This is a genomic window from Roseovarius sp. Pro17 (assembly GCF_035599575.1).
GTDB lineage: Bacteria > Pseudomonadota > Alphaproteobacteria > Rhodobacterales > Rhodobacteraceae > Roseovarius.
The window spans coordinates 1,869,541-1,894,703 of sequence record NZ_CP141179.1; the positions used below are offsets into that span (position 1 = coordinate 1,869,541).

The 25,163-nt window shown below is 61.2% G+C and carries 22 protein-coding genes; 2 read left to right on the top strand and 20 right to left on the bottom strand.

Going from position 1 to position 25,163, the window contains the following annotated elements:
* The 19 genes from U3654_RS09050 to U3654_RS09140 form a co-directional block, all read right to left on the bottom strand.
* Entirely contained in the window at positions 1 to 825 is an 825-nt protein-coding gene (locus tag U3654_RS09050) for a phytanoyl-CoA dioxygenase family protein (protein WP_324755010.1), read from the bottom strand.
* Positions 826 to 994: 169 nt separating this feature from the next.
* Positions 995 to 2,149 carry a LysR substrate-binding domain-containing protein gene (locus U3654_RS09055; protein WP_324755011.1) on the bottom strand — a complete coding sequence of 385 codons (1,155 nt, stop codon included), beginning with the start codon at positions 2,147 to 2,149 and terminating at the stop codon, positions 995 to 997.
* Between the two features lie 169 nt (positions 2,150 to 2,318).
* Positions 2,319 to 3,248 carry a LysR family transcriptional regulator gene (locus U3654_RS09060; RefSeq protein ID WP_324755012.1) on the bottom strand — a complete coding sequence of 310 codons (930 nt, stop codon included), beginning with the start codon at positions 3,246 to 3,248 and terminating at the stop codon, positions 2,319 to 2,321.
* Positions 3,249 to 3,335: 87 nt separating this feature from the next.
* Positions 3,336 to 4,493, bottom strand: coding sequence for an acetylornithine deacetylase (argE, locus tag U3654_RS09065; RefSeq protein ID WP_324755013.1), 1,158 nt, complete (start codon positions 4,491 to 4,493; stop codon positions 3,336 to 3,338).
* A 4-nt stretch (positions 4,494 to 4,497) separates the two neighbouring features.
* Complete coding sequence (locus U3654_RS09070; protein WP_324755014.1) at positions 4,498 to 5,175, bottom strand: DUF1028 domain-containing protein; 678 nt, start codon at positions 5,173 to 5,175, stop codon at positions 4,498 to 4,500.
* A gap of 14 nt (positions 5,176 to 5,189) precedes the next feature.
* On the bottom strand, positions 5,190 to 5,603 hold the full coding sequence (locus U3654_RS09075) for a RidA family protein (protein ID WP_324755015.1): 414 nt from the start codon (positions 5,601 to 5,603) through the stop codon (positions 5,190 to 5,192).
* Entirely contained in the window at positions 5,600 to 6,754 is a 1,155-nt protein-coding gene (locus U3654_RS09080) for an aromatic ring-hydroxylating oxygenase subunit alpha (protein WP_324755016.1), read from the bottom strand. The genes U3654_RS09075 and U3654_RS09080 overlap by 4 nt, the downstream gene beginning before the upstream one ends.
* Positions 6,755 to 6,774: 20 nt before the next feature.
* Entirely contained in the window at positions 6,775 to 8,295 is a 1,521-nt protein-coding gene (locus U3654_RS09085) for a 4-hydroxyphenylacetate 3-hydroxylase family protein (RefSeq protein ID WP_324755017.1), read from the bottom strand.
* 150 nt (positions 8,296 to 8,445) lie between these two features.
* Positions 8,446 to 9,597, bottom strand: coding sequence for an aromatic ring-hydroxylating dioxygenase subunit alpha (locus U3654_RS09090; RefSeq protein WP_324755018.1), 1,152 nt, complete (start codon positions 9,595 to 9,597; stop codon positions 8,446 to 8,448).
* 19 nt (positions 9,598 to 9,616) lie between these two features.
* Positions 9,617 to 10,717 (bottom strand): class II histone deacetylase, encoded by a 1,101-nt coding sequence (locus U3654_RS09095; RefSeq protein WP_324755019.1) that lies wholly within the window; start codon positions 10,715 to 10,717, stop codon positions 9,617 to 9,619.
* 54 nt (positions 10,718 to 10,771) lie between these two features.
* Positions 10,772 to 11,812: an extracellular solute-binding protein gene (locus U3654_RS09100; RefSeq protein WP_324755020.1), complete on the bottom strand. Its 1,041-nt coding sequence runs from the start codon at positions 11,810 to 11,812 to the stop codon at positions 10,772 to 10,774.
* Positions 11,813 to 11,836: 24 nt separating this feature from the next.
* Positions 11,837 to 12,682, bottom strand: a complete 846-nt coding sequence (locus tag U3654_RS09105; protein WP_324755021.1) for an ABC transporter permease — start codon at positions 12,680 to 12,682, stop codon at positions 11,837 to 11,839.
* Complete coding sequence (locus U3654_RS09110) at positions 12,682 to 13,590, bottom strand: ABC transporter permease (RefSeq protein WP_324755022.1); 909 nt, start codon at positions 13,588 to 13,590, stop codon at positions 12,682 to 12,684. The genes U3654_RS09105 and U3654_RS09110 overlap by 1 nt, the downstream gene beginning before the upstream one ends.
* Positions 13,587 to 14,729: an ABC transporter ATP-binding protein gene (locus tag U3654_RS09115; RefSeq protein ID WP_324755023.1), complete on the bottom strand. Its 1,143-nt coding sequence runs from the start codon at positions 14,727 to 14,729 to the stop codon at positions 13,587 to 13,589. The genes U3654_RS09110 and U3654_RS09115 overlap by 4 nt, the downstream gene beginning before the upstream one ends.
* Positions 14,726 to 16,822, bottom strand: coding sequence for an FAD-dependent oxidoreductase (locus U3654_RS09120; RefSeq protein ID WP_324755024.1), 2,097 nt, complete (start codon positions 16,820 to 16,822; stop codon positions 14,726 to 14,728). Before U3654_RS09120 ends, U3654_RS09115 begins: the two co-directional genes overlap by 4 nt.
* Positions 16,823 to 16,864: 42 nt before the next feature.
* Positions 16,865 to 18,343: an aldehyde dehydrogenase family protein gene (locus tag U3654_RS09125; protein ID WP_324755025.1), complete on the bottom strand. Its 1,479-nt coding sequence runs from the start codon at positions 18,341 to 18,343 to the stop codon at positions 16,865 to 16,867.
* Between the two features lie 99 nt (positions 18,344 to 18,442).
* Positions 18,443 to 18,859, bottom strand: coding sequence for a YbaN family protein (locus U3654_RS09130; protein ID WP_324755026.1), 417 nt, complete (start codon positions 18,857 to 18,859; stop codon positions 18,443 to 18,445).
* A gap of 217 nt (positions 18,860 to 19,076) precedes the next feature.
* Positions 19,077 to 19,856, bottom strand: coding sequence for a gamma-glutamyl-gamma-aminobutyrate hydrolase family protein (locus tag U3654_RS09135; RefSeq protein ID WP_324755027.1), 780 nt, complete (start codon positions 19,854 to 19,856; stop codon positions 19,077 to 19,079).
* 117 nt (positions 19,857 to 19,973) lie between these two features.
* A complete protein-coding gene (locus U3654_RS09140) occupies positions 19,974 to 20,183 on the bottom strand; it encodes a hypothetical protein (protein ID WP_324755028.1) in 210 nt (69 codons plus the stop codon).
* Positions 20,184 to 20,300: 117 nt separating this feature from the next.
* Between U3654_RS09140 and pepN the strand changes: the two genes are divergently transcribed.
* The gene (pepN, locus tag U3654_RS09145; RefSeq protein WP_324755029.1) at positions 20,301 to 22,853 is read left to right on the top strand and encodes an aminopeptidase N; all 2,553 of its coding nucleotides are present in this window, start codon (positions 20,301 to 20,303) and stop codon (positions 22,851 to 22,853) included.
* 16 nt (positions 22,854 to 22,869) lie between these two features.
* Here the strand turns inward: pepN and U3654_RS09150 are convergent, their stop codons facing one another.
* Entirely contained in the window at positions 22,870 to 23,565 is a 696-nt protein-coding gene (locus tag U3654_RS09150) for a transglycosylase SLT domain-containing protein (RefSeq protein WP_324755030.1), read from the bottom strand.
* Between the two features lie 300 nt (positions 23,566 to 23,865).
* On the opposite strand from U3654_RS09150, the gene U3654_RS09155 reads away from it, so the two are divergent.
* Entirely contained in the window at positions 23,866 to 25,125 is a 1,260-nt protein-coding gene (locus U3654_RS09155; RefSeq protein ID WP_324755031.1) for a hypothetical protein, read from the top strand.
* The last annotated feature ends 38 nt before the right edge of the window (positions 25,126 to 25,163 follow it).

Below are 25,163 nucleotides of genomic sequence, written 5' to 3' on the forward strand. Positions count from 1 at the left end.
TCACGCAGGCACACCGCCATGCCCGATATCAAAGTTGTTGCCTGCCCGGTCCTGCCCACTGACCAGATGCAGGGGCCGCGTGCCATAGCCCTGACTGGGATGCTTCTTGCCAATCTCGGCGCCCCATGCGTGATCGTAAAACGACGTCGCGGGCATCAGGCGCACGATAAAGGCGGCGCGGCGGTGGTCTGTGTGGTTCGCCTTGGAGCCGTGAATCATGTAGACGTCATGGAACGATACCTGCCCGGCCTTAAGGATCAGCGGCTCGGCCTCGGCCTCGTCAAAATGCTCGGAATCGCAGACGAGGTTGATCGTTTTATTGTCCCCCTCCTGCCACGAATGACTGAACAGCTCATGCGCCTTGTGCGAGCCAGGGATGAAGGTCATCGGCCCGTTCTCGGGCGTGACGTCATCCAGCGGAATCCACATCGTCAGCGTTTCCAGCGGCTTGATCGGATAATAGCCGCCGTCCTGATGCCACGGCGTTTCCTTGCCGTTTCGCGGCGGCTTGCCGAACAGCGTCGTGCCCCAGAGGATGATATCGTCGCCGATCAGCTGGCGCGCCGTCTCCATCAGCTTGGGATGCGTGGCAAACTCAAGGAATTTCTCGCTGCCCTTCACGCCCATTGAGCCGCCGCTGACCTGATGCGGAGCCAGAATGATGTCGGACCCGATATCGGGATTGCGCGCCAGTAGCGACTCGTATTCGGCGCGCATCTCGGCGATCAGTTCAGGCGGGAATTCCCAGTCAGGGATGATCCAGCCCCTCTCGTGATATTCCGCGACTTGCGCCGCGTTCAGTGGGCCTGATGTATCGCTGGTCATGGGATGTCCTCTCAAAGCGGTGGCGTGGCGGGCTGGCCGCACTATGCACGAAAGGATCGGCGCGCCGCTGTCATCCTGTCAAGCAGCAAGACCATTCGGAAGACGCAAGTTGCGCGGCTTCTGGCTATTCTCGGCCAAGTTATCCAAGTCCGCACTCTCGGCCCTGCGCTCAGCCTTTTAAACGCGTGCGGCAAATCTCGGCAAAACGCTCGGCGGCGGGCGACAGCCTGCGCCCGGTGCGATGCGCCAGTACGATTCCGCTGGCCTTTGGTGCCCCTGCCAAGGGTCGTGTAACCAACGCCTTGCCGTCATAGCTCATCGGCGATGCGGGCTTGGTCGCGAGTAGCGCATAGCCCATGCCGTGACCGACCATCGCGCGCACCATTTCCAGCGACGATGTGCGGTGCGCAACCTTGGGGATCACCCCGGCATCGGTCATCAGCCCGGTAAAATAATCGCGGCTGGGATCGACGTCGAGCAGGATCAGCGGCTCATCCGCCAGATCCTCGGGCGACACTTCGCGCTGCTCGGCCAGGGCGTGCCCTTCGGGTAGCAGCACGTAAGGCTCGAGCGACGTCAACAGCTCGGTCGTCAGTCCCTCGCCCAGCGCCATGTCATAAAGCAGCGCGACCTCGCTCTCGCCCGAGGCGAGGCTTTCGCGGATGCGGCGGTGGTCGCCCTCGATCAGTTTGACGTTTAGATCAGCCGCGTCATTCAACAACTGGGGGATCATGAACGGTCCGAAGGTCTGGAAACAACCGACCGTTACCTTGGCTGTGCTGGTCTCGGCGGCCAGTTTCAGCGTGCTGGTCCCCTCTATCTGGCTGGAGGCGCCATAGGCGCGATTGGCGTAAATCAGTGGCGATCCCGCGCGCGTGGCATGGATATCCTGCACTTCGCCGATGAAAATATGGTGCGTTCCAATCTGCTGCGACGATTGCAGCTTGCAATCAAAGGCGACCAGCGCGTCGGCCATGCGTGGGGCGCCACCGGCGCAATCTTCCCATGTGGTGCAATCAAACTTGTCTTGGATCTCGTCCTTGAACCGGCCCGCGAACGTGTCCGAGACATAGGATTGATCGTCGCGCAGCACGTTAACGCAGAACGTGCCGTTCGCCGCGATCTTTTCTGCCGCAAGGCTCTTGTGATGAACGCAGACCAGCAGCGTCGGCCCTTCGCCGTCGGCCGATACCGACGACATCGCCGAGACCGTGACCCCTGCCCGCCCGGCCTTGCCGCCGGTGGTGATCACATTCACCGTGCAGGCTGCATAGCTCATGCCGGTGACAAAGCGTGTCCTCAGGTCTGGTGCCAGGTCGTTCATCGGCTCGCCCCCTTTCCGGGTTGGTCGCAAAAAATCCTTGCGCCCAATGTGGACTGCGCGAGGCCGCGCGCAAAGACGGATTTCGATTGGCTGGCCTTCAGGATTTTAAAAGCAACCGCCGCAAGCGTCTCGCGAAAATCTGTGGATTCAGGTTTTTCGCGAAACGCTTTCAGCGGCACATGCCGGGGATCGCGCCGGTGCGCACGGTGCCTTCGCAATGCTGGCGAAAGGCGTCCAGCAGCCGCGTCGCCTGCATGTCGCGTAGCATGGCGAGGCCAACGACCATCGAGGCGGCATCGTCGCCGATCCGCTCTAGCGGCACATATGCCAGCGGGCGGTCCGTTTCGGCGCGCATGTTCAAGGGCTTGGACGTCATCAGCGAATACCCGATCCCCGCCGCAACGAACGAACGCAGCATCGACGGATCGCCGCATTCGGCGACGATGCGGGGCTTCAGACCCAATTGCTCAAAAAGCGAGATGAAATATTGCCGACTGATCGGCAGGTCCAGCAGCACGAAAGGCTCCTCGGCCAGATCCATCAGACTGAGTGACGCGCGCCCGGCCAGCGGATGATCGGCGGCCAGCAGCACATAGGTCGGCATCTGTGCCAGCGGATGAAACACCATTTCGGGGCTGAGGTGACTTTCGTAGGTCAGCGCCACGTCGATCTGCGCACGCCGCAACCCCTCCATCAGCTCGGCCTCGCTGCCTGCCGTGACCTTCAGCGATACATCCGGATAAAGAGCGGTGAAAGAACGCCAGATTTCCGGCAGGATTAACGGCGCAAACGTGTGAAACGTGCCGACATGCAGCGGGCCGGACACCAGTCCCGCCGTCTCGCCCGCGACCTCATAGAGGCGATGCGCCGAGCGTAGCGATTCCTTGGCCGCCTTTAGCATGCGTTTGCCCGCAGGGGTCAGCACCAGCCCTTGGGCATGCTGGCGGATGAACAGCTGCACGCCCAGCTCCTCCTCCAGATGCGAAATTGCGGAAGAGACTGAAGGTTGCGAGATGTTGATGGCCTCGGCGGCGCGTGTCACGCTGCCGGTTTCGCCCGCCGCAATGAAATAGCTGATCTGGCGGAGGGTAAAGCGCATGGCGGTGCGGTCCTTTGCTGGGGCCCCGGCCAGGGCCGGAACGCTCATAGTGCCGCAAAGGCGCGCTGAGGATCAATGGCCCTTGCGCTATAGCCCCGCTTCTAGCCGCTCTAGAACGTGGGCCAGCATCGCATCGCACGCATCCAACTGGCTGGCGTCGATGAACTCATCCGGCTTGTGGCCCTGTGCCATATGGCCCGGCCCGCAAACCGCCGTGGCGATGCCAAGGCGATTGTGAAACAGGCCTCCTTCGGTGCCGAAAGCGACCTTGATAGTGGGATCATTTGTGCCGGTCACATCGCGCAGGAACGCGACGATCGCGTCGTCCTGCGGGGTTTCGAGGCCGGGGTAAGCGTTCGTTTGTTCGATGTCGATGGCCACTTGCGGGTGGCTGTTGGCATAAGGCGCGGCGATGCGCGCGGCATCCTCGGTCAGGCCCTCGACGATAACCGCGGGATCGTCGGCGGCGATATTGCGGATCTCGAAATCAAGCGTGCAGTGGTCCGGCACGATATTCAGCGCGCGTCCGCCCTGCATGAGTCCTGCGTGAAACGTGGTGTAGGGCACGGAATATGCATCATCCCGCGCGCCATGAGCGGCGATATCGTCCTGACGCGCGCGCAAGCGGGCGAGGAAATCCGCCCCCAGATGCAGCGCATTGACGCCCTCGGGTGCAAGGGCCGAATGGCTGGCATGACCGGTGCAGGTGGCGCGCAGGGCCGTCTTGCCTTTGTGGCCGGTGGCGATTTGCAATCCCGTAGGCTCGCCCACGATACAGAGTGCCGGTTTCACCGTCCGCCCTTCCAGCGCGTCGATCAGGCGGCGTACGCCGACACAACCGATTTCCTCATCATAGGAAAACGCCAGATGCAGCGGGGTTTTGAGGTTTCGCTGGCTGGCCAGCCGCGCTGCGCAAATGGCGCTGGCGACAAAGCCCTTCATATCCGCCGTGCCGCGCCCGTAGTATCGCCCCTCGCTTTCGCGCAAGCGGAACGGATCGCTGGACCACTCCTGCCCTTCGACCGGCACCACGTCCGTATGACCCGACAACATCACACCGGGGCGGTCCTGCGGGCCGATAGTGGCAAAAAGGTTGGCGCGGGTGCCATCCTCATTTTCCACCAGCTCGCAAGTGATGCCCACGTCGGCCAAAAGCTGCGCGATATAGGAGATCAGATCGCGGTTGGACGTCCGGCTGATGCTGGGAAATGCGATCAGCCGGTCCAGAATATCGAGCGTTTGCATGGGCCTAGAGGTCGCCCGGAACGCCGTAGCTGGGCGCCTCGGTCGGGTTCAGGGCGCGGCTGACATAGGCGTCCATCTCGCCCTTCCAGCGCTCCCACAGATCACCGAGCGCTTGGATCGGGCAATCGTCGCGCCAGTCGACGCGCAGGTCGGCGACGGGCCAGGCGACATCCTTGGCCAGCAGCATTCCTGCGGAATGCACGTCGCCCTCTTCGCCGCCCGCGTCCAGCGCGGCCTTCATCGCAGCGATCAGGCGGTCGCCGAGGGGTTGGCCCTTGCCGGCGTCAAACGCCTTGACCATCGCCTCAGGCACGGCCTTGGACGTCAGAAGGTTGCCCGCTGCGACCACGCCATCGCCAGTGACGACATGGTGCGTGCCCAGCGTGTTGGCACCCGAAAAATGCGCTGTGCCACCCTTGGTATCCACCAACGCAAGCTGGCGATACTCCAGATGCGGTGCGTCCTTTTTCAGCGCTTCCAGCGCGTCAGAGGCGGACATCCCCTGCCCCATCAGGTCCAGCCCCTTGGGGCCAAGGCGGGGATCAGTAATGTTCTGCGTGGACACAGCGCCCGCGCCCGCGCGCACATGCGCGCAACGCGCAGCGACGCATGGCGAGGAAGAGGACACAGCAACGCCGAACATACCGGAATCAGGGCAGCGGGCGGAAATGGAAAAGGTCATATCAGGCTCCGGTTTCAGTCAGGGATGACGGCGGTCGCTTCGATCTCGACCACCCATTCGGGGCGGGCGAGCGCCGGCACGACGATACCGGTTGAGCAGGGATGAACGCCCTTCAGGAACCTGCCCATCTCCTGATAGACGGCCTCACGGTAGCGGATATCGGTCACATAGACCACGATCCGGCACAGATGCGCCATCTCGCTGCCCGCTTCCTTCAGCAGCATTTCAATGTTCTCCATCGTCTTGCGAGTCTGCCCCGCAGGATCGCCGACGGCAACGCATTCGCGCGTGTCCAGATCCTGAGCAACCTGACCACGCAGAAAAACCATCGTGCCGCGCGCGACGACGCCTTGAGACAGGTCATTGTCCAGCTTCTGCTCGGGGTAGGTTTCCTTGGTGTTGAACGGGCGAAGGCGTTTGTGGATCATGTATTCAGTCCTTGGTTGCTGGCAGCAGGCGCGATGCGACCGCTGAGGTATTGGGCAAAATCGTAATTGGGCCGCTCAAGGTGCGACAGATGCCCCGGCGCAGCCATGCGCGACAGAAGACCCTGATAGACCTTTTCGGTGCAGCCACGATCCTCAAGATTGACGTCATCAAGGATGGTTTTCAGCGTTTCATTGTATTCGATCGCCTTGGGATCGCCCATGAAATGCGGATCAAAACCGCCGCCGAATATCATCCGCACGCGGCCCACACCATCGGGTTGCAGACACAGATACCAGAAATAGCCCGGCGTCAGCGTGACCATGTGGCTGGGGTAGATTGAGATCAGCGCCGAGGTCTTGCGCATGACGCCCGTAAGGCGGGTGTTGTCGGGATGCGCGTTGCCAATTGCCAGCTCCGCCTCTTTGGTGAACCAGTGAATGTTGAAATGCGGATGGCCTGGAGGGCAATCGACATTCGCCAGATCAGTAAACGGGCCGACGGTGCCCTTGTGGCAGACCGGTAAATGGTAGCTTTCCATGTAGTTTTCGGCCAATACCTTCCAGTTCGTGTCCCAGACATGGACCTCATTGAAGGTTTCGACGTAGTTTTCCATGCCATAATCGCCGATCATATCAGCCAATGGCGCAAGCTGTTGCGCGACGGGCGGTGTATCCGGATCAAGCGTGACATAAACCCAGCCCAGCCATTCCTCACAGCGAATATCGCCCAGCTTGTAGTCGGCCTTGCAGAAGGCATCGTTCCTGTCCATCTCGGGCGCGCCACGCAGAGAGCCGTCGAGATTGTAGGTCCAAGCGTGGTAAGGACACACGATCGAGCGCGTGTTGCCGCGCCCCTCCAGCAGGGTCGACATGCGGTGCAGGCAGACGTTGGACATGGCGCGCAACTCACCGTCGCGGCCGCGAATGACCGCGATGGGCTGACCTGCCAATTCAACCGTCACATAGTCGCCCGGCTCCTGCATCGCGCTGGCGCGTCCGACGCAGAACCATTCCTTGCCAAAAAGAAATTCCTGCTCCTGCGCCAAAAACTCTTCGGACGTATAGACCGAGGGCGGCATGGCACGCGCCGCCTCGAAAGGCAGCGCTGCTGTTTTCATCAACTCGTCAATAGCGCGTGGTTGCTGTCCCATTGGTAAGCCTCCCGGTTGGGTTATTCCGCCGCTTTCAGCATAGTCTCGCTGTAGTGTTGCGCAACGGCGGGGTCGCCGTTCTTGCTCTCAATTCCGGACATGACGTTGTCCGACAGATGTGCACCTTTTTTGACAAAGTTCAGCGGGCCATCCCAATCGAAATTGCGATAAACGGCGGCACTCTGCGCGAAGGGCGGCGATTGCGCGAAAAGTTGGAAGGTCAGGCGGTGGCCCGCATAGTCCGAGTTCAGCAGATCGCGCGCATAGGCCAACAGCTTGCGACGATCCTCGGCAACCCAGTTTTCGTTGATGGAGTAATACTTATCCATCCACGGCTTGGTCTCGGGCGCATCAAAGGTTGCGGCATTGGGCGTCACACAGATCTGACCGCCGCACAGCTCGCGGGCGATATGCATCATCGGGCTGAGATTGTTCAGCGCGTGGCAGCGCCCCGACATCAGCAGCGACTGGTTCGGCATCATCAGACCCGCGGGCGAGCGTTCGCCGAGCGCAATGGAGGCTGTCAGATGCGCGTTGATCCCCTCGCGCCAGATCGCCAGATCGGCCAGCTTTTCCTGAACGGCGGGCTGCTTGTCCAAACCGGTCTGGCGCACATTGAACAGCGCCGAGCCGATCATCTGGTCAGCCTGCTTCAACGTGCGCTGAACAAAGGCGAAGGCCGAATAACGGTGCAACGTGTTGCGGATGAACGCGGCCGCCTTAGTGTGGCGATAGAACAGCACATTTTCCCACGGGATCAGCACGTTGTCAAAGATGACGATGGTGTCGACCTCGTCAAAACGTGCCGCCAGCGGATAGTCGCGATCATCCGCGCGCGTGCTGGCAAAGCCGCCACGGCAGAGGAATTTCAAACCGGGCGAGCCCAGATCGCAGATGAATCCGACGGCGTAATCGCTCAGCTCGGCATTGCCCCAATTGGCGATGGTCGGCTTGGTAAATGCTTGGTTGGCATAGGCTGCCGCTGTCTCGTATTTCGCGCCGCGCACGATCAGGCCTGCGTCGGTTTCCTTGACCACATGCAGCAGCATGTCGGGGTCTTGATCCTGCGGCGCGAGGCTGCGATCACCCTTAGGGTCGGTGTTGGCCGACACATGAAAGGGGTCTTCTTTCAGCACCTTGTGGATATGCGTTTCGATATTCTTGGAGAACTGCGGATCAACCTCGTTGAGCATGTCCTGCCCATCATAGAGAGACCACATCTCGCCCACCGTCTCATCGCCGACGCGGGTCACGACGCCGCCGATATCCTCCATCACGGCATCGGTCGAGCGGCGCTTGGCCCACCAGTCTTCTTGCGTGTAGGGCAGCGCATTGCCGATGGCGTTCTTCTCAGAACCGTCGTGATCGACCATGACATCGGCGGTCGCGGGATCATGGGCCATGTCGTAGATACGTGCGCGGATATCGACCAGCGGCTTGAACATCGGGTGTGTGGTGACGTCCTTGACCCGCTCGCCGTTCATATAGACCTCGCGGTTATCGCGGATCGAGTCCTTGTATTCCTTGCCGGTTCTGATCATGTCGCATCCTCTAATCTGGCCCTAATCTGGCTATCCGTTCGATGGTGAGGTTAGCAGCAGCGCTGGACCCTGAAAAATATCCGTTTCCTTGGAGGGTCCAAGGATTTTCTGAGGATTGGGAGGACATGCCCTGAGCCGGGCAAAGTGGCGTTAAGCCGCTCCTTGCCCGTCGCCGCCCAGCGCCTCAAGCACCTGCATGTGGAGCCAGTGCAGCTGATATTCGGTGAACCAGCTATCCTCCTTGTCGCAGATATAGCGGCCCTGATCATAGCCCATGGACGCGAGGCCGCGCTGGACGCTCTCGACAATCGCGATGTCTTCAATGTTGAACATATGCATGAAAAGATCACGCACCGCGCCCAGATTGGGGTTATTTTCTTCGCCCTTGGGCGTGTAGATGTCCACCCGTTCGGAACATCCGCCGACGCCATCAGGCGCCATGCGCAGCACGATCAGGTTGTTCGATCCCGGCAGGCTGAGCGCGCAAAAATGCGGCCACGCCTGCCACGCGTAGTAGGGCGAACCGGGCGTCAACTCAAAGCCGGGAAACCCCTCTTTGCTTTTGAAGCGGTTGAAGGTCCAGCGACGCTCTGCCTTTAGCTCTTCCATCTCCTGTTCCAGAACTTTGGACAGTTGCGGGTGGCAGATCGGGATGTGATACGCCTCGGAAAAGTTATCGACGACGGTTTTCCAGTTCGCCTTGATGTCATAATGCAGACGCTCGGCGACGACGAAATCCTTGGCCGTCGGCAGGAAATGCTCGATATTCTCGACAAAGCCGTCCATTTCCGTGGCGAAATCAGGCGCGTCAGGATCCAGCGTCGCAAAGATGAGCCCGGCGGCAAAGGCGATGCGGATTTCCTTTAGCCCGAACTGCGATTTGTCGAAATCCTTGACGTGTTCTGTCAGGCGCGCAACGCCAAGGCGGCCATCGAGGTGGAACATCCAAGCATGATAGGGACAGCTAATGCCCTTGGCCTTTAGCTTGCCGGCGCCCTCGACCAGTTGGTGGCCGCGATGCGGGCAGACGTTGTAGAAACAGCGCACCACGTCATCGCCGCCGCGCACCACGACAATGGGCTGCTCGCCCACGGTGTCGGTGAAATAATACCCCGTCTCCGGCACGTCGCCGACATGGCCGACATAGGTCCAGGCCTTGCGGTGTATATGTGTCATCTCTTGGCGATAGATGCCCTCATCCGTGTAATAGCGCGACGGCAGCGTGGGCGAATTCAACGGATCAAGCGTGACTTTGCCACGCTCGCCGGTGGGCAGCATGGAGTCATTGATCTTAATGTTCATGGTGAATTTCCCTGCATAGTTATTTAATTTTATTAGCAAATTCGGCGGCAGTGTCGATCACCGCCTCTTGGTGTGGATAGAGCTGATGGCCCCCCATCCCCTCAAGGATCGGCGCGAACGGATCGTCGATACGGGTCTCGGCCTCGCACAGTTCTTCGATAACGGCATGGGCGCAGAACGGGACATGCACGGCGGCATATCCGCCCTCGTGGGTAAAGAGCAGGCGACCGCCGCAAAGGTCCGCCGCCAGCGATTTCATCGTCGCCGCAATCTCGCGGTAGCTGCCCGAAGACAGCATCATGCGGCCGAGCGGATCAAAACCCCCGGCGTCAAATCCCGAGGGGACCACGATCAGATCGGGCTTGAACGCGGTGATGGCCGGCACAACAACACGCTCGAACGTGGCGCGATAGGCCTCGCGGCCACTGCCCGGCGGTAGCGGAACGTTGATGTTATAGCCCTCGCCCTTGCCGCGCCCAGTGTCGCCAGCCGCACCTGAATCAGGAGGAAAGCAGTTGTCCTGATGGATCGAAATTGTCAGCACATTAGGGTCGTCGTAAAACGCATGTTCGGCGCTGTTGCCGTGATGCACATCGTAATCCAGCACGGCAACACGTCCGATACCGCGCGTCGCCTGCACGTGCTTGATGGCCAGAACGCCGTTGGCCAGCAGGCAAAATCCCTTGCCCACATCTGCCTCGGCGTGATGGCCGGGCGGGCGCACCAGCGCATAGGCATTGTCGACCTTGCCGTCTACCACCGCCTCGGCGGCGGCAATCACGCCGCCCGCAGACAGCAGCGCGATGTCATAGCCACCACCGGCAAAGGGCGTGGTCATGCCCGCATCCCCACCCCGCTCGGCGCTGAGCTGCGCCAGCCGGTCGATGTAGTCAGGCGTATGATAACGCAGCACCTCGTCGCGCGTGGCTGGGCGCGGCGCAATAAGGATCAGCTTCTCCAGCAGCCCGGTCACCTCCATGAGGTTACGGATTCGCCGCTTGCTCTCGGGGCTTTCGGCGTGCTCGGCAGGTTGCACATACCCTATCGAGGGGATGAAAATTCCCGCGTGGCCGGTATCGTGCCACATGTATTTCTCGTGACAAACAAAGCCCGTCTTCATCGCTGACCTCCCGAAAAATGGGCCTGCGCGCGCACGCCGCGCAGGCCGTAGATGTTAACGCAGGACGTTGGTCCAGACGCGGTCGATCAGCTTTTGCGACTTTTCGTTACACGCAAAGGAAAAGATCATCTTGGCATCCTCAGGGACGTTGATCTCAGGCGCATCGCGCAGCTCAGGCGTCATGAATTCGCGCTGGCCTTCGATCGGCCCGCCATAGCCCGCGAAATTGGACTGCATCCCCATGTTTTCGGGGTCCATGATGAAGTTCATGAAGATCTTGGCATTCTCGACATTCTCAGCCGAAACGGGGATCATAAGGCTGTCGGACCAACCGACCACACCCTCCTTGGGATAGGCGTAAACGATCTCCTTGCCCGCCTCTTCGGCCAGCTTGCGGCCCTTGAACGAATAGCCGTTCCAATGCGACGTGATGATCGTGTCGCCGTTGATCAGCCGGTCGTTCATCCCCTCCGAACTATAGGCAACGACGCTGGGCTTCTGCGCGACCAGCAGATCCTGCACCTTTTGCATTTCCTCGGGGTTCTCGTTGCAGAAATCCTGACCCAGATAGAGATGCGCGAGGTTCACGATCTCTTCGGGCGTCTTGAACACGCCGATGCGACCCTGCACCTCTTCGGCAGGCTCGAAATACTCACCATAGCTGGTCAGTTCCTTGCCATAGAGGTCGGGGCGGTAAGATACCGAGGCCGATCCCCAGTGGAATGGCACGGTATATTGCTGGTCGGGGTCCCATTCGGGATTCTTCCAGCGATCCTGCACATTGGCGAAGTTTTCCATCTGGGTCGCGTCGACCTTCTGCACCAGCCCTTCGGAGATGAAGATCGGCACAAAGTTGTGGCTGGGTACGATGATGTCGTAGCCCGTCGCGCCTGCTTGCATTTTGGCCAGCAGCGTCTCGTTGGAATCGTAGGTGTCGAGGACGACGTCGATGCCGGTCTCGGCCTCGAACTTCTCGATCATCTCGGGCGAGGTGTAGTCGGTCCAGTTGTAGAGGTTCAGCGTGCCTTCGGCCATCGCGGCCCCCGCGATCAGGCTGGTCCCGGCCATCAGGCCGAACATTTTGGTAAGTTTCATTTGGTCTTCTCCCTGTTGAGTTTCTTAATGGTTTTTGCCGTCGGGCTTGGTGCGCGTGGTGAACCAATAGGCGGTCACCAGCACGATCGAAAAAAGCAGCAGGATCGACGAGACCGCGTTGATCTCGGGCGTGATGCCCTGCCGGATCATGGAATAGATATAGACGGGCAGCGTCGTGTCGCCGGCGCCAGCCACCATCAGCGTGATGATGAAATCGTCCATCGAGATGACAAAGCTCAGCATCGCGCCGGCCAGAACACCGGGCATGAGCTGGGGTAGCGTGACCAGTCGAAACGTCTCCCAATCCGAGGCGTAAAGGTCACGCGAGGCTTGCTCTAACGTGGTGTCCATCCCGTCGAGGCGCGCGCGGATCGGCATGAAGGCGAACGGGATGCAGAACGTCACATGGGCCAAGATCACGTTTCCAAGGCCAAGACTGAGGCCGAGGTTCGAGAAAAACACCAGCATCGCCACGGCGGTCACGATTTCCGGCACCATCAGCGGCAGGGTGATGATACCGACAGTCGCGCCCTTGCCCCTAAATGAACCGCCCCGCGCCAGTGCCAGCGCGGCCAATGTGGCGCAGGTCGTGGCAATCGCCGTCGCGCTGGTCGCCACGACCAGCGAGTTGAGCGCGGCCTTGCGGATATCGGCGTTGGCGAACGCCTTGGCATACCAGTCGGTCGAAAACCCGGTCCAGACCATCACGATATTGCCCGCGTTGAACGAATAGATCACCAGCACGATGATCGGCAGATAGAGGAACACCATGAAGGCGATGGCCACCGCGCCGAGGCCCGGCACCTCACCAAAGGCGCGGCGCTTCTTCGCTTTGGTCGCGACGGGTGTGATCTGATCCGAGACGGCCATCAGTGCAGCTCCATCTTTTGCTGACCACGCGCGGCGCGGGCATAGATCATCAGGAACGCGACCACTGCCGCCAGCAGGATCATTGCGATCGCGGCACCGAACGGCCAGTTGCGCGCCGTCGAGAATTGGAACTGCACCAGCGTGCCCAGCATCATATTCTTGCCCCCACCTAAAAGGTCGGGCTGGATAAACGCGCCAAGGCTGGGGATAAAGACCAGCAAACAGCCCGCAATGATGCCCGGCTTGGAGAGCGGGATAATGACCTTGGTGAACGCCTCCCATTTGGAGGAATAGAGATCGGCTGCCGCTTCGACCAAGGTAAAGTCCAGCTTTTCAAGGCTCGCATAGATCGGCAGGACCATCAGCGGGATGAACGTGTAGGTCAGCCCCACTGCGATGGCGAAATTACTGTACATCAGGCCCAGCGTGTCATCACTGCCAAGGATGCCCAACCAGTGAAACGGCGTCTCGATAATGCCGTTGCGGCCCAGAATGATGATCCACGCGAACGTGCGCACCAGCTGGTTCGTCCAGAACGGGATGGTGATCAGCAGTATCCACATATTGCGATGCTGAAGCGGCTGGCGCGAGATGAAATATGCCACCGGAAAACCAACGACGAGGCAGCAGAGCATTGCAATTCCGGCCAACAGGAATGACCGCGCTATGATGATTAGATAGCCGGGGCTAAGGATCAGGCTGTCATCCAGCGCCCGCTCATAGAGCAGCTGCACATAGGCGTCGGTCGAAAAGCTCCAGACAACGCCACCGAATGACTTGGCCTCAAGGAATGAGAATACCGCGATGATGCCGACAGGGATCAGCATGAAAATTCCGATGATGCCCAGCGCGGGCGTCAACGACAATGTGCGTCTGAGGGCGGGGCTGCTGGGCAGGTTCGCCATCATTCCACCAGAATCTGCAGGGCGGTGGGGCTGAGGATCACGCCCACCTTATCGCCGACGCGGCGCAGGCCTTGGTCGACCTCGCCAAGTGGCTCGGTGACGATCAGCGGTTCGGCCTCGCCTATGTCGATCTGCATCATGGTCGAGTTTCCGAGATATTGGATGTCCGTGATTTCTCCATCAATCGTCCCTGCCCCGGCCTTGGCCAGTTTCACCTTTTCGGGGCGCAGAAACAGCGTCACGTCGCGCTGATCGGGCAGCAGGTTCTTGGCGTCGGCCTGCAACTCGGCCCCGCCCTTGGTGCGGCAGGTGACCGTCGCGCCGATGGGCGACGCGATGCTCGCCTCAATGAAATTCGCGTCCCCGACAAAGCCCGCGACAAAGCGGTTGGCGGGATGCTCATAAATCTCATTTGGTGTGCCGACCTGCTGTACAAGGCCCGCCGACATGACGGCGACGCGGTCGGACATCGACAGCGCCTCGTCCTGATCGTGGGTGACAAAGATAAAGGTGATGCCGGTACGCGCCTGAATTTGCTTCAATTCCTGACGCATCGACTGGCGCAGCTTGAGGTCCAGCGCCGACAGCGGTTCGTCCAGCAGCAGCACCTTGGGGTGCGGCGCCAGCGCGCGAGCGAGTGCAACGCGTTGTTGCTGACCGCCCGATAGCTGCGTGGGCAAGCGCGGGCCGAATTCCGACATCTTGACCAGTTCCAGCATGTCGGCAACCGTCGTCTTGATCTCGTCCTTGGACTTTTTCAGCCGCTTGAGGCCGTAGGCGACATTTTCCGCCACGGTCATGTGCGGGAACAGCGAGTAGTGCTGAAATACGGTGTTGATCGAGCGTTTGTAGGTCGGCACGTCAACAATATCCTCGCCAAAGAGGCGAATGGTGCCAGCCGTCACATGCTCGAACCCCGCCATCGCGCGCAACAGCGTGGTCTTGCCGCAGCCCGAGGGGCCAAGCAGTGTGAAGAATTCGTTATCGGCGATGTCAAAGCTGACGCCTTTCAGCGCCTTGACCGCCGTCGCGCCCGATCCGTATGTCTTTTCGACGTTCTCCAATTCGACCGCCGCACGAGCAGAGCTGGCAGCGCCCGGAGTGGCGTCATGAATTGGCGCGGCAGCCACGGCGTTACTCATCGAAACGTCTCCTTTGGGGCCAGTTCGGTCACTTCGCGGCGAAAGGACAGTTCATCCTCGCCGCGCACCACGTCCAATTCGCGGGCAAAGCGGTGACCGGCATAGGTGGCCCATGCGATGGGCGCGGGCGCGTTGGCATCTCCAATGCGCTCGATCTTTTTGATGCCTGCACCCTTCCACTCATCCTCGCGCGCTTTCAGCGCCTGCCACAGATCGTCATTGGGCAGACGGCAGGTGACAAGGACCGTCGCATCGCAGTCAATCGTGCGCGTACGCCCGGTAAACGCACAGGCCAGCGTTACGCCCTTGGCCTCGACCGACGTTACGGCCTGCGCAGTGATGATGTTCACGCCCAGTTCGATCATGCGGGCTTGAATGCGGTGCTGCTCCAGCGTGTTCAGCGTCCACTCGCTGACGAGGTTCGCGGGCGTGACCAGCGTCACCTCCAGCCCCTTTTGCACCAAGAGTTCGGCCAGAACGCCGCCCATGTAATAGTGATCGTCGTCATATAGCACGACATGCCCGCCCTCGGGCAGTTTCCCCGCCATCAGATCGTCGGGGGTAAAGATCGCCATCGCGTCGTCGATGGAAATGGGCAGCAGGTTATGGCGCGCCACCCCGTCGCGCCGCCAGGTTGACCCGGTGGCAATCGCGACGTTCTCAAATCCGAAATCCAGCACGTCCTGCGCGCTAAGCCGCGAGTCGAAGTAGACCTCGACGTTCGGCATGGTGCTGATCTGGTGCTGGCGATAGTCGCACACACGCCCCCACGTCGCCAACCCCGGCAACTGACATTCCAGCGCGACGCGCCCGCCCAGTTCGGTTCCCGCCTCGGCCAGTGCCACCTGATAGCCGCGTTCACCAGCGGCGCGCGCCGCCTCAAGGCCAGCTGGACCGGCGCCGATAATCAGCACGTTTTCAGTCTCGCCCTTGGCGTCGATCTCTTCGGGGTGCCAGCCCTTGCGCCACTCTTCCATAAAGGTGGGGTTTTGCGTGCAGCGACTGATCGACATCGTCATATCGCCGGTCACGCAGATATTGCAGCCGATGCACTCGCGAATATCCTCGACGCGGCCCTCATCGATCTTGCGCGGGATGAACGGATCGGCAATCGAGGGGCGCGCCGCGCCGATGAAATCCAGCACACCGCGCTTGATCTGGCTGACCATCGCATCGGGCGAGGTAAAGCGGCCGACGCCGACCACAGGCTTGTCCGTCAGCTCCTTGATGCCGCGCACCAGCGGTTCCTGCGCGCCCTCTTCGGTAAAGCGGGACGGGCCGGAACAATCCTCCCATGTGCCGTGGCCCAGATCCCAGAGGTCCGGCAGATCGGCGTTCATTTCGATCATGTCGCGTACTTCCGGGTTTTCCAGCCCGCCGATTTCCTCCAGCGACAGGCGCACGGAAATAGCGATGGAATCGCCGACAGCATCCTTGCACTCGCTGATAAGTTCACGGAACAAGCGCGCGCGATTTTCCAGGCTGCCACCATATTCGTCATCCCGCTGGTTCGTCAGCGGCGACAGGAAGTGCTGGATCACGCCAAACCCATGCGCACCATAAAGTTCAATGATATCATATCCGGCAGTTTTCGCCCGCAGGCAGGCATTGCGGTGCCAGCGGCGCAGATCGCGAATGTCCTGCTTGTCCATCGCGCGGGCGCTGACCGGGTCCTTGTAAAAGGTCAGGATCGGCGAATGCGACGGCGCCATCGGCACCTCTTTGGTATAGAGATTGCCGCCATTGACGCCGCTATAGGCCAGTTCGATCCCCGCCAGCGCGCCGTCCGTCTTCATCGCCTCGGCCATGCGCGCGAGGCCCGGAATATCCTTGTCCTCCCAGAGCCTTAGCTCAATAAACGGAGTGATTTCGGACGTCTGGTGCATCTCGACCTGCTCGGTAAAGATCACGCCCCAGCCACCTTGCGCCTTGATGTTGCGCATCTGCGCGGCCGCCGACGGGTCGCGATAGCCGCCACCGTTGCAATGAGGCACCTGATAGAACCGGTTCTTGGCCGTCACGGGGCCGATCTTGACTGGCTCAAACAGGATGTCATAGCGCGGATCGCGTTTGGAGGTGCTGTCCTTGGGCATTAAAAATCCCTTTCTCGGGAGGGTCTTGGGAGGGTGGCGCGCTCAGGCGATCTTCATATCATACCAGCCGACGCCGCCGCCCGCCTTCCAACGCGTTTTTTGTTTCGGCTCAAGGAACGCATCCAGTCCCCAGCGTCCCAGTTCGCGGCCCATGCCGCTTTTCTTGACGCCGCCCCAAGGGGCCTGAATGACCACCATGTTGTTGCAGTTCTGCCAAGTGATCCCGGCCTCGAGCGCGTCTGCCACACGTTCAGTCCGAGCCTCGTCGGCGCTCAGAACCGTAGCGGCAAGGCCGTAGGGCGTGTCGTTGGCCAACTGGATCGCCTCGGCCTCGTCGGCAAAGCGCATGACGCTAAGGACCGGGCCAAAGATCTCTTCGCGCCAGACCCTCATATCCGCAGTAACGTCGGTAAAGATCGTCGGCGCGATGTAATAGCCCTTGTCCATTTCGTCAGGGCGCCCGCCACCGGTGAGAACGCGCGCGCCCTCGCTGCGACCGGTCTCAATATAACCCATCACCTTGTCATATTGCGACTGGCTGACCAGCGGCCCCATCTTGACGGCGTCGGTATCGCCGCTACCGATCTTGACGTTAGCGGCCACCTCGGCCAGCCGCGCTTCGAACTTGTCGGCAATCGCCTCGTGCACCAAAAGGCGCGAAGTGGCCGTGCAAACCTGCCCCTGATTGACGAAGGCGCCGAAAGTGACCCACTCCGCCGCCGCGTCGATATCAACATCGTCGAATACGATCACAGGGTTCTTGCCACCCAGTTCCAGACTAACCCGCTTTAGGTCCTCCGCCGCGCCGCGCATGATCTGCTTGCCCGTTGCGGTGCTACCGGTGAACGACACTTTGTCGACACCCGGATGCATCACCAGCGCCTCGCCCACGCGAGGCCCCGTGCCGGTCACGACGTTCAAAACGCCCGCAGGCAGCCCCGCCTCGCCCATCAGCCGCGCAAGGGCCAGCGAACTGAGCGAGGTAAATTCCGACGGCTTGATCACGGCGGTGCAGCCAGCGGCAAGCGCGGGCGCAACCTTCCACGTGAACTGCTCCAGTGGAAAATTCCACGGGGTAATCATACCGATCACGCCAATAGGCACGCGCGCGACGGTGACCTCCATCACGTCGCCGCCGGTTTCGACCACCTCTTCGGGGTTCGTGGCCAGATCGTCGGCCATATCAGCATACATGCCGAAAATGGCGGCGATGGTATCGACGTCGATGTAGGATTCGGCCATGGGCTTGCCGTTGTCGCGCGTCTCAAGCGCGGCCAGATCCTCGCGATTGTCGACAATGGCCGCCGCCACCTTGCGCAGCAGTGCCGCGCGTTCGCCCGCAGGCGTGCTGCGCCAGCCAGGCAATGCGGCGCGTGCAGCTTTTACAGCGGCATCCACGTCCTGCGCATTTCCATTGGCAATCTTGTCGAAGGCCTCGCCAGTTGATGGGTCGACGCAATCCAGTGTTTCGCTGGCGTTCGACGCCACCCAATCGCCCGCGACATAGATCTGCTGCGTCATATCGTCCCCCTGTTGCGCAATTTTCTCAGGTTACGCGCTGGTGGCGCTAGGGGCAAAACAGGGTTTTCCTATCCTTTGCTTTACCAAATCCTATCGGTGCTACCGCGAGGGCCGGCTAAGCACGTAGATCGCCGCGCCACTCATGCAGATCGTCTGCACAGCAATAAGCCGCCATGACAGCCCGCCTAACAGAGAGGCCAGCAAGACGGCGCCCATCGCCGTACAGGCCATAGCCTTGTAGCGCGGCGCGATGGCGCCATGTGCTTCCCAGTCGGCGATGATCGGGCCAAAGGCGCGATTGCCGGTCAGCCAAGCGCGCAACCGCGGCGCGCTGCGTGCGAATGCAAAAGCGGCCAGCAGAACAAAAGGCGTCGTCGGCAAGAGCGGCAGTATCACCCCCACCGCACCCAGCGCCAAGGAAACCGACCCGACGCAGACCCATAGCGCGCGGATCACAGCGCCGCTCTTGGGGCGCTCAATCGGGCCTTTTTCCGGCGGGGGCGGATCAGGTTGCATGGCACCTCGCGCTCTTGTCAGTGATCTTTGGCAGACCAATAACGTTTTACCTGAATTCTCAATCAGAAATTATGGCCAAACGCTCCAACGTCCAAAACGCTTTAGCGTCGCGCCCGCATTCTGAACAGACCAAGAGTCGCGCAACGTCTATCAATTGGGCGAGGTCGCACACGGCCAAACGCGCCGATGTTGGACGATCGCGCCTAAGTCAAATTCCTCAGGCCGATTTCAACACCGAAACCGGGCCATGCCCCGCCGCCCAATGGCGCGCCGCCGCGCCGAACGCCTCAAACAGCGGGCGCGAGACAGGGTCAATTGCGGCGTTCCACTCCGGATGCCATTGAACAGCCAGCGCAAAGCCGGCCGCACCGCTGATATGGATCGCCTCGGCAGTACCGTCGCGCGCGTGGCCATCAACAATCACGCGAGGGCCCGGCGTCGCGATACCCTGCCCGTGCAGCGTGTTGGTCATAACCTCGCGCGCGCCCATCAGGCGGTGAAACACACCCCCTTCGGTAAAGCTGACAAAATGGCGCAGGGCAAACTGCTCTTCCAGCGTGCCTTCGGGTGGCATCCGATGATCATCGCGCCCCGGCAGGTCGCGGATTTCGGGATAGAGGGTTCCCCCCAGCGCCACGTTCACCTCCTGAAAGCCGCGGCAAAGGCCCAGGATCGGCTGGCCTGCCTCGACGCAGGCGCGCACCAGTGGCAATGTGATCGCATCGCGCGCCGGATCAAACGCGCCATGAGCGTCTGTTGCAAGCTCGCCGTACTGATCCGGGTGCACGTTCGCGCGCCCCCCGGTCAGCACGAACCCATCACAAACCTCCATCAACTCGTCCACGCCGACCAGTTCGGGGTCGGCGGCGATAATATAGGGCATCCCGCCCGCCACCTGCGCCACCGCGTCCAGATTCATCCGCCCGACGGCATGGACCGGATAGCGATTCTCAATGACATAATGATTGCCTATGATGCCGATGACGGGACGTTTCATATGTGGCCTTCGCGATGAAATTCAGATGCCCGCACTTTCACCGCAGATTGCGAAAAATTCAACCCTATCGCGCGTCATCCGCGCCCCGCTAACAAAAAGCCAGAGCAGGGCCTCGCGCTAGTCCGAACCAGCGTCAGAGCCGGTCACTTCGGTGCCGATACCATCCTCAACTCCGCCCGCCTCACCGGGGTCGTTCCCGGCATAGCTAAGCCACGTCACCAGCCCAAACAGCAGCACGACAGCGAAAACCACCATGCCGATCATTCCAGCGATGGGTGTCTTGTGCGCGGCCTTAGTCTTTTCGGTGTTTGTGTCGGGTGCAGACATCTGCGTACTCCATTTGCTGAATGCGCGGCCTCTGCGCCGCGATAGGCCATTGAAGGCCGATTATTAACGCTCTAACTCTGACACGAGCCAAGAGGTTCCGACCAAAAGGATGCAGCAATGTCGCACGCCGCCCCCCAAGCCATTCACCTTGCCGACTATACCCCGCCAAACTGGCTGGTGAGCAGTGTGCATCTGACGTTCCGGCTGGACCCCACCGGCACGCGGGTGCTTAGCCGCATCGAATTCGCACCGAATCCCGACGCGTCCAGTCGCGATTTCGCGCTGGACGGCGAGAACATGAAATTGATTTCGGCCCGTATCGACGGCGCTGAGGTCACGCCCGACGTCGGCGCGCATGGCCTTACCTGCGACGTCCCGGACGGCGCGTTCACCTGGGAGGCGGAGGTTGAAATCAATCCAGCGTCCAACACCGCGCTCGAAGGGCTCTACATGTCCAGCGGCATGTATTGCACCCAATGCGAGGCCGAAGGCTTTCGCAAGATCACCTACTACCCCGATCGCCCTGATGTGATGAGCGTTTTCACCGTTCGCATCGAGGGCGACGAGCCTGTGATGCTCTCGAACGGCAATCCCGGCAATAGCGGCGATGGCTTTGCAGAATGGCATGACCCGTGGCCAAAACCGGCCTACCTCTTTGCGCTGGTGGCCGGGCGACTGGTCAATCATCCGGGCAGTTTTACCACCATGTCAGGCCGCGAGGTCGACCTGAACATCTGGGTGCGCCCCGGCGACGAGGGCAAATGCGCCTTTGGAATGCAGGCGTTGAAGGATTCCATGCGCTGGGACGAAGAGGTTTACGGGCGCGAATACGATCTGGACCTGTTCAACATTGTCGCCGTCGATGATTTCAACATGGGCGCGATGGAAAACAAGGGGCTGAATATCTTCAACTCGTCCTGCGTCCTCGCCTCACCCGAGACGTCGACCGACGCCAATTTTGAGCGGATTGAGGCGATAATTGCGCATGAGTATTTTCACAACTGGACGGGCAACCGCATTACCTGCCGCGACTGGTTTCAGCTGTGCCTGAAAGAAGGGCTGACGGTCTTTCGCGATGCGCAGTTCACCTCAGACATGCGCAGTGCGCCGGTCAAGCGGATCGAGGATGTCATCGTCCTGCGCGCGCGGCAATTCCGCGAGGATAACGGGCCATTGGCGCATCCGGTCCGGCCCCACAGCTTTGTCGAGATCAACAATTTCTACACCGCGACTGTCTATGAAAAGGGTGCCGAGCTGATCGGGATGCTGAAAACGCTAGTTGGCGATGAGGCATGGTCCAAGGCGCTAACGCTCTACTTCCAGCGCCACGACGGGCAGGCCTGCACGATCGAGGACTGGCTGAAAGTGTTCGAGGATGTGACGGGCCGCGATCTGGCACAGTTCAAGCGTTGGTACGAGGATGCAGGCACACCGCGCCTGTCGGTCACCGATGAGTTTAAGGACGGCACATACACCCTTAATTTCAAACAAGAAACACCTCCAACGCCGGGGCAGGACAGCAAGCCGCCTCGCGTCATCCCCATTGCCGTCGGCCTACTGGGCCAGAACGGTGATGAGGTAGTCGAGACGCGCATCCTTGAGATGAACAAGGCCGAGCAGAATTTTGAATTCACTGGGCTTTCCGCCCATCCTATCCCATCGATCCTGCGCGGCTTTTCGGCCCCGGTGATCCTGATGCGCGAGACGAACGATGCCGAGCGCGCCTTCCTTCTGGCCCACGACACTGACCCCTTCAATAAATGGGAGGCGGGGCGCGCCCTTGCCCGTGCGGGCCTGTTGGAAATGATCAGCGAAGGGGCCAACCCCGATGCCGCCTATCTTGAGGCGGTTCGCACGATGGCGACGGATGACAGTCTTGATCCCGCCTTTCGCGCGCTGACGCTTGGGCTGCCCAGCCAGGACGATCTGGCGCAGGCGATCCATGATGCCGGCAGCACGCCCGATCCGCAGGCGATCTGGGACGCGCTGGAAGCACTCAAAGACGCCCGCGCGGAGGCGTTGGAGGATACCGCCAACGCGCTATACAGCCAGCATCAGGTCGGCGAGACCTACCGCCCCGACGCCGAACAATCCGGCGCACGTGCGCTGGCAAATGCAGCGCTGGCAATGATCACCCGCCGCGATGGCGGTGCTGCGGCGCAGGCGCAGTACGATTCTGCCGACAACATGACCCAGCAGTTGGCGGCGCTGGGGTGCCTTTTGCAAGCGGGCAAGGGCGATACGGCTGTGCAGGCCTTTTACGAGCAGTGGCAGGATGACCGACTGGTGATCGACAAATGGTTCGGCCTGCAGATCGCTCATGCCGCGCCCGATCAAACGGTAGCAGTGACCGAGCGGCTGACTCAGCATCCTGATTTCACAATGAAAAATCCCAACCGGTTTCGCGCAACGCTTGGCGCGTTGGCAGGATCACCTGCCGGATTCCATCACGCCAGCGGCGAGGGGTATCGCCTGCTCGCGGACTGGCTGATCAAGCTTGATCCGCTGAACCCGCAGACGACAGCGCGCATGTGTTCGGCGTTCGAGACCTGGCGACGCTATGACGATGCGCGTCAGACACTTATCAAAAAACAACTGCGGCGTATCGCGGATCAACCAAAGCTAAGCCGCGACACCACCGAGATGGTCGGGCGCATCCTGCAAAGCTAAACGGGACCGGCGCGATTCAACGGTCGGTCTTGGCGCTGCGCAGTAACTCGATGGATTTCGGGCGCCGCTGCGGACGTGGCGATTTGGTGATGGCGCAATAACTCTGGCCGCGCAGCCAAGACGACATGTCGGTCCGCTTGTTCGAAATGCGTAACGGTCCCCAATCGGCGGCGACGCCGCGCCAGCGCCCCTCCTTGATCGCGATCGCCTTGTCGCGTGTCACGGTGCGCGCCATGATGCGGATCGCACAGCTGAGGTTGTCGCCCCCATCCTTTAACGCTCCGCCTGTGCGTGCGCGGCAGCCATGGCCGCGCGCGGTGCTCGGCAGGATCTGCAAGAGGCCAAACCACAGCCCACCGCCGCCCACTGCCTTGGCGCGATAGGTGCTTTCGTGTTTGGACAGTGTCGACAGAAACCCGACCCAAAAGGCGCGGCGCTGCGCCACATTCGCCGATGGATAGCCGGGGCACCACGCGGCAATGTCGCGGGGCACGGTGCTGACCAGCGGCGCGCCGTGCTGGGCCAGCGCCGCCAGTGCGTCGCGCGTCCAGGCCGCGCCGCCGGGGCGGTGATCCCAGCGGGCCTTGGGGATTTCAGCCGAGCGCGCGGCGGGTCGGGTCGGCGTGGTGGGCACGACATCTGAGGCGTGCGCGATCTGCGCTGCGGGCGCTGCGCACAACAGCGCGCAAAGGCATAGGGAGGTCCAGTTCATGCGCCATAATCGCTGAAAATCCGCGGGCAGGCAATGCCGCCCCCCACGGGCCTTGGTTAGCGGCGGTTTAACGCATCATCACCGCATTTCCCAAGGCCCGACATGTTTTGGCCCGAAAGCGAAAGCAAACCGGTCACATGACTAGAGCGTTTAGGCTCAGACCTGAAACCGGGATGACCCGAAACGCAGCGAAACAAATGAGTATTGCCCGCGTTCCGTGAAAATCTGTATCTCAGGTTTTCGCGAAACGTGGTAGCACAGGAAGGCCCGCTGATCGTGATCCCCCCGATGACCAGAACGATGACCAGACTTTGGGGGCGCGCCAGTGCCCTGCTTGGTCGCAGCGGAGCGCATCCCGGCACCAGCGGGCGTGTTTCCACCAGCCGCTCGCACGCTGATCTGGACAGGCTCAGCAGCCACATCATCCTGCCCTCGATCCACGTCACCGACGAAGAAATGGCGCGCGCTGCCTATCAGGATCGCGGCCTGTATCTCGCCCGCCAAGAGATGTGGGATCAACTGGCACAACAAATCCGGCAGGCGGACCATGACCGCACGGCGACCCCCGGCGGCGAATCGGCGGCGATGCTGCTGGCCTTCGGTGCGCGCAGCGACGTGATTTCGATGGCCGAGGATGCACTGCATGACGGCGTCGCCCCGAAACCCGATGGTATCGATGCGTTCGAGTCGGTCGCGCAGGAGCATCCGGGCGCGTACCCAATTCAGCTGATCGTGGCGCTGGCGCATCTCGATATGTTTTGGGCTTGGCACGCCATCCCTGCCGCCAATACGCTGGACAGCGCACCGTCCAAAGCGCGCCATCATGCCGGGCGTGCGCACGCATTGCTCGAGGGTCTGTGCGGTTTTGAAGAAGACGCGCCGTCGCTGGTCGCCGCACATTGCGCGCTGTCGGGCGCCCTATCGACCACCGCCAGAGGCCACGAGCCGCGCATTGCAGATCACTTTGAAGATCTGATTGATCTGGACCCGGCGAGCCCGCGCCACATGCGCGCCCTCGGCGCCGCCATGCTGCCCGCCCGAATGGGCAGCTACCGCGAACTGGAACTGGAAGCGCGCCGCACCGCTGTGCGCACCGGCGATGTCTGGGGTGCAGGGGCATACACTTGGGTCTATTTCGATGCGCTTGCGCAGGACGCGGGCGCATTGACGTTGCTGGATGCCGCGTTTTTTGTCGACGGGCTGCATGATATCCTGCGCCGCCGTCCCGACCAGCACAGCGCGAACCTGCTGGCCGCCTTCTGCGCGGTCACGATGCGCGCCGGTATTGAGGTTGCGCCCGCAGATCGCACCGCGCGCGCAACGCTGCACGATAGCCTGACATGGATCCTGCGCGACCACCTGCATGAGTTACATCCGCTGATCTGGACACAGGCGTTGCATCGCCCCGGCGCCGCGCCTCTGCCCTCGCGCAAGGCCCTGATCAGCGAAGGGAGGCGCACTGCCCTGCACGCTATCGCCGCGCAATTTGCCGACGATATCGGCCGCGGCCAATCCATCGCATTCTCACCTTCGGGCATGTATATGCTGCCCTCGCCCTGAAGGGCGCGCGCCTCTTGCCCCACGCGCGCGGCTGACTT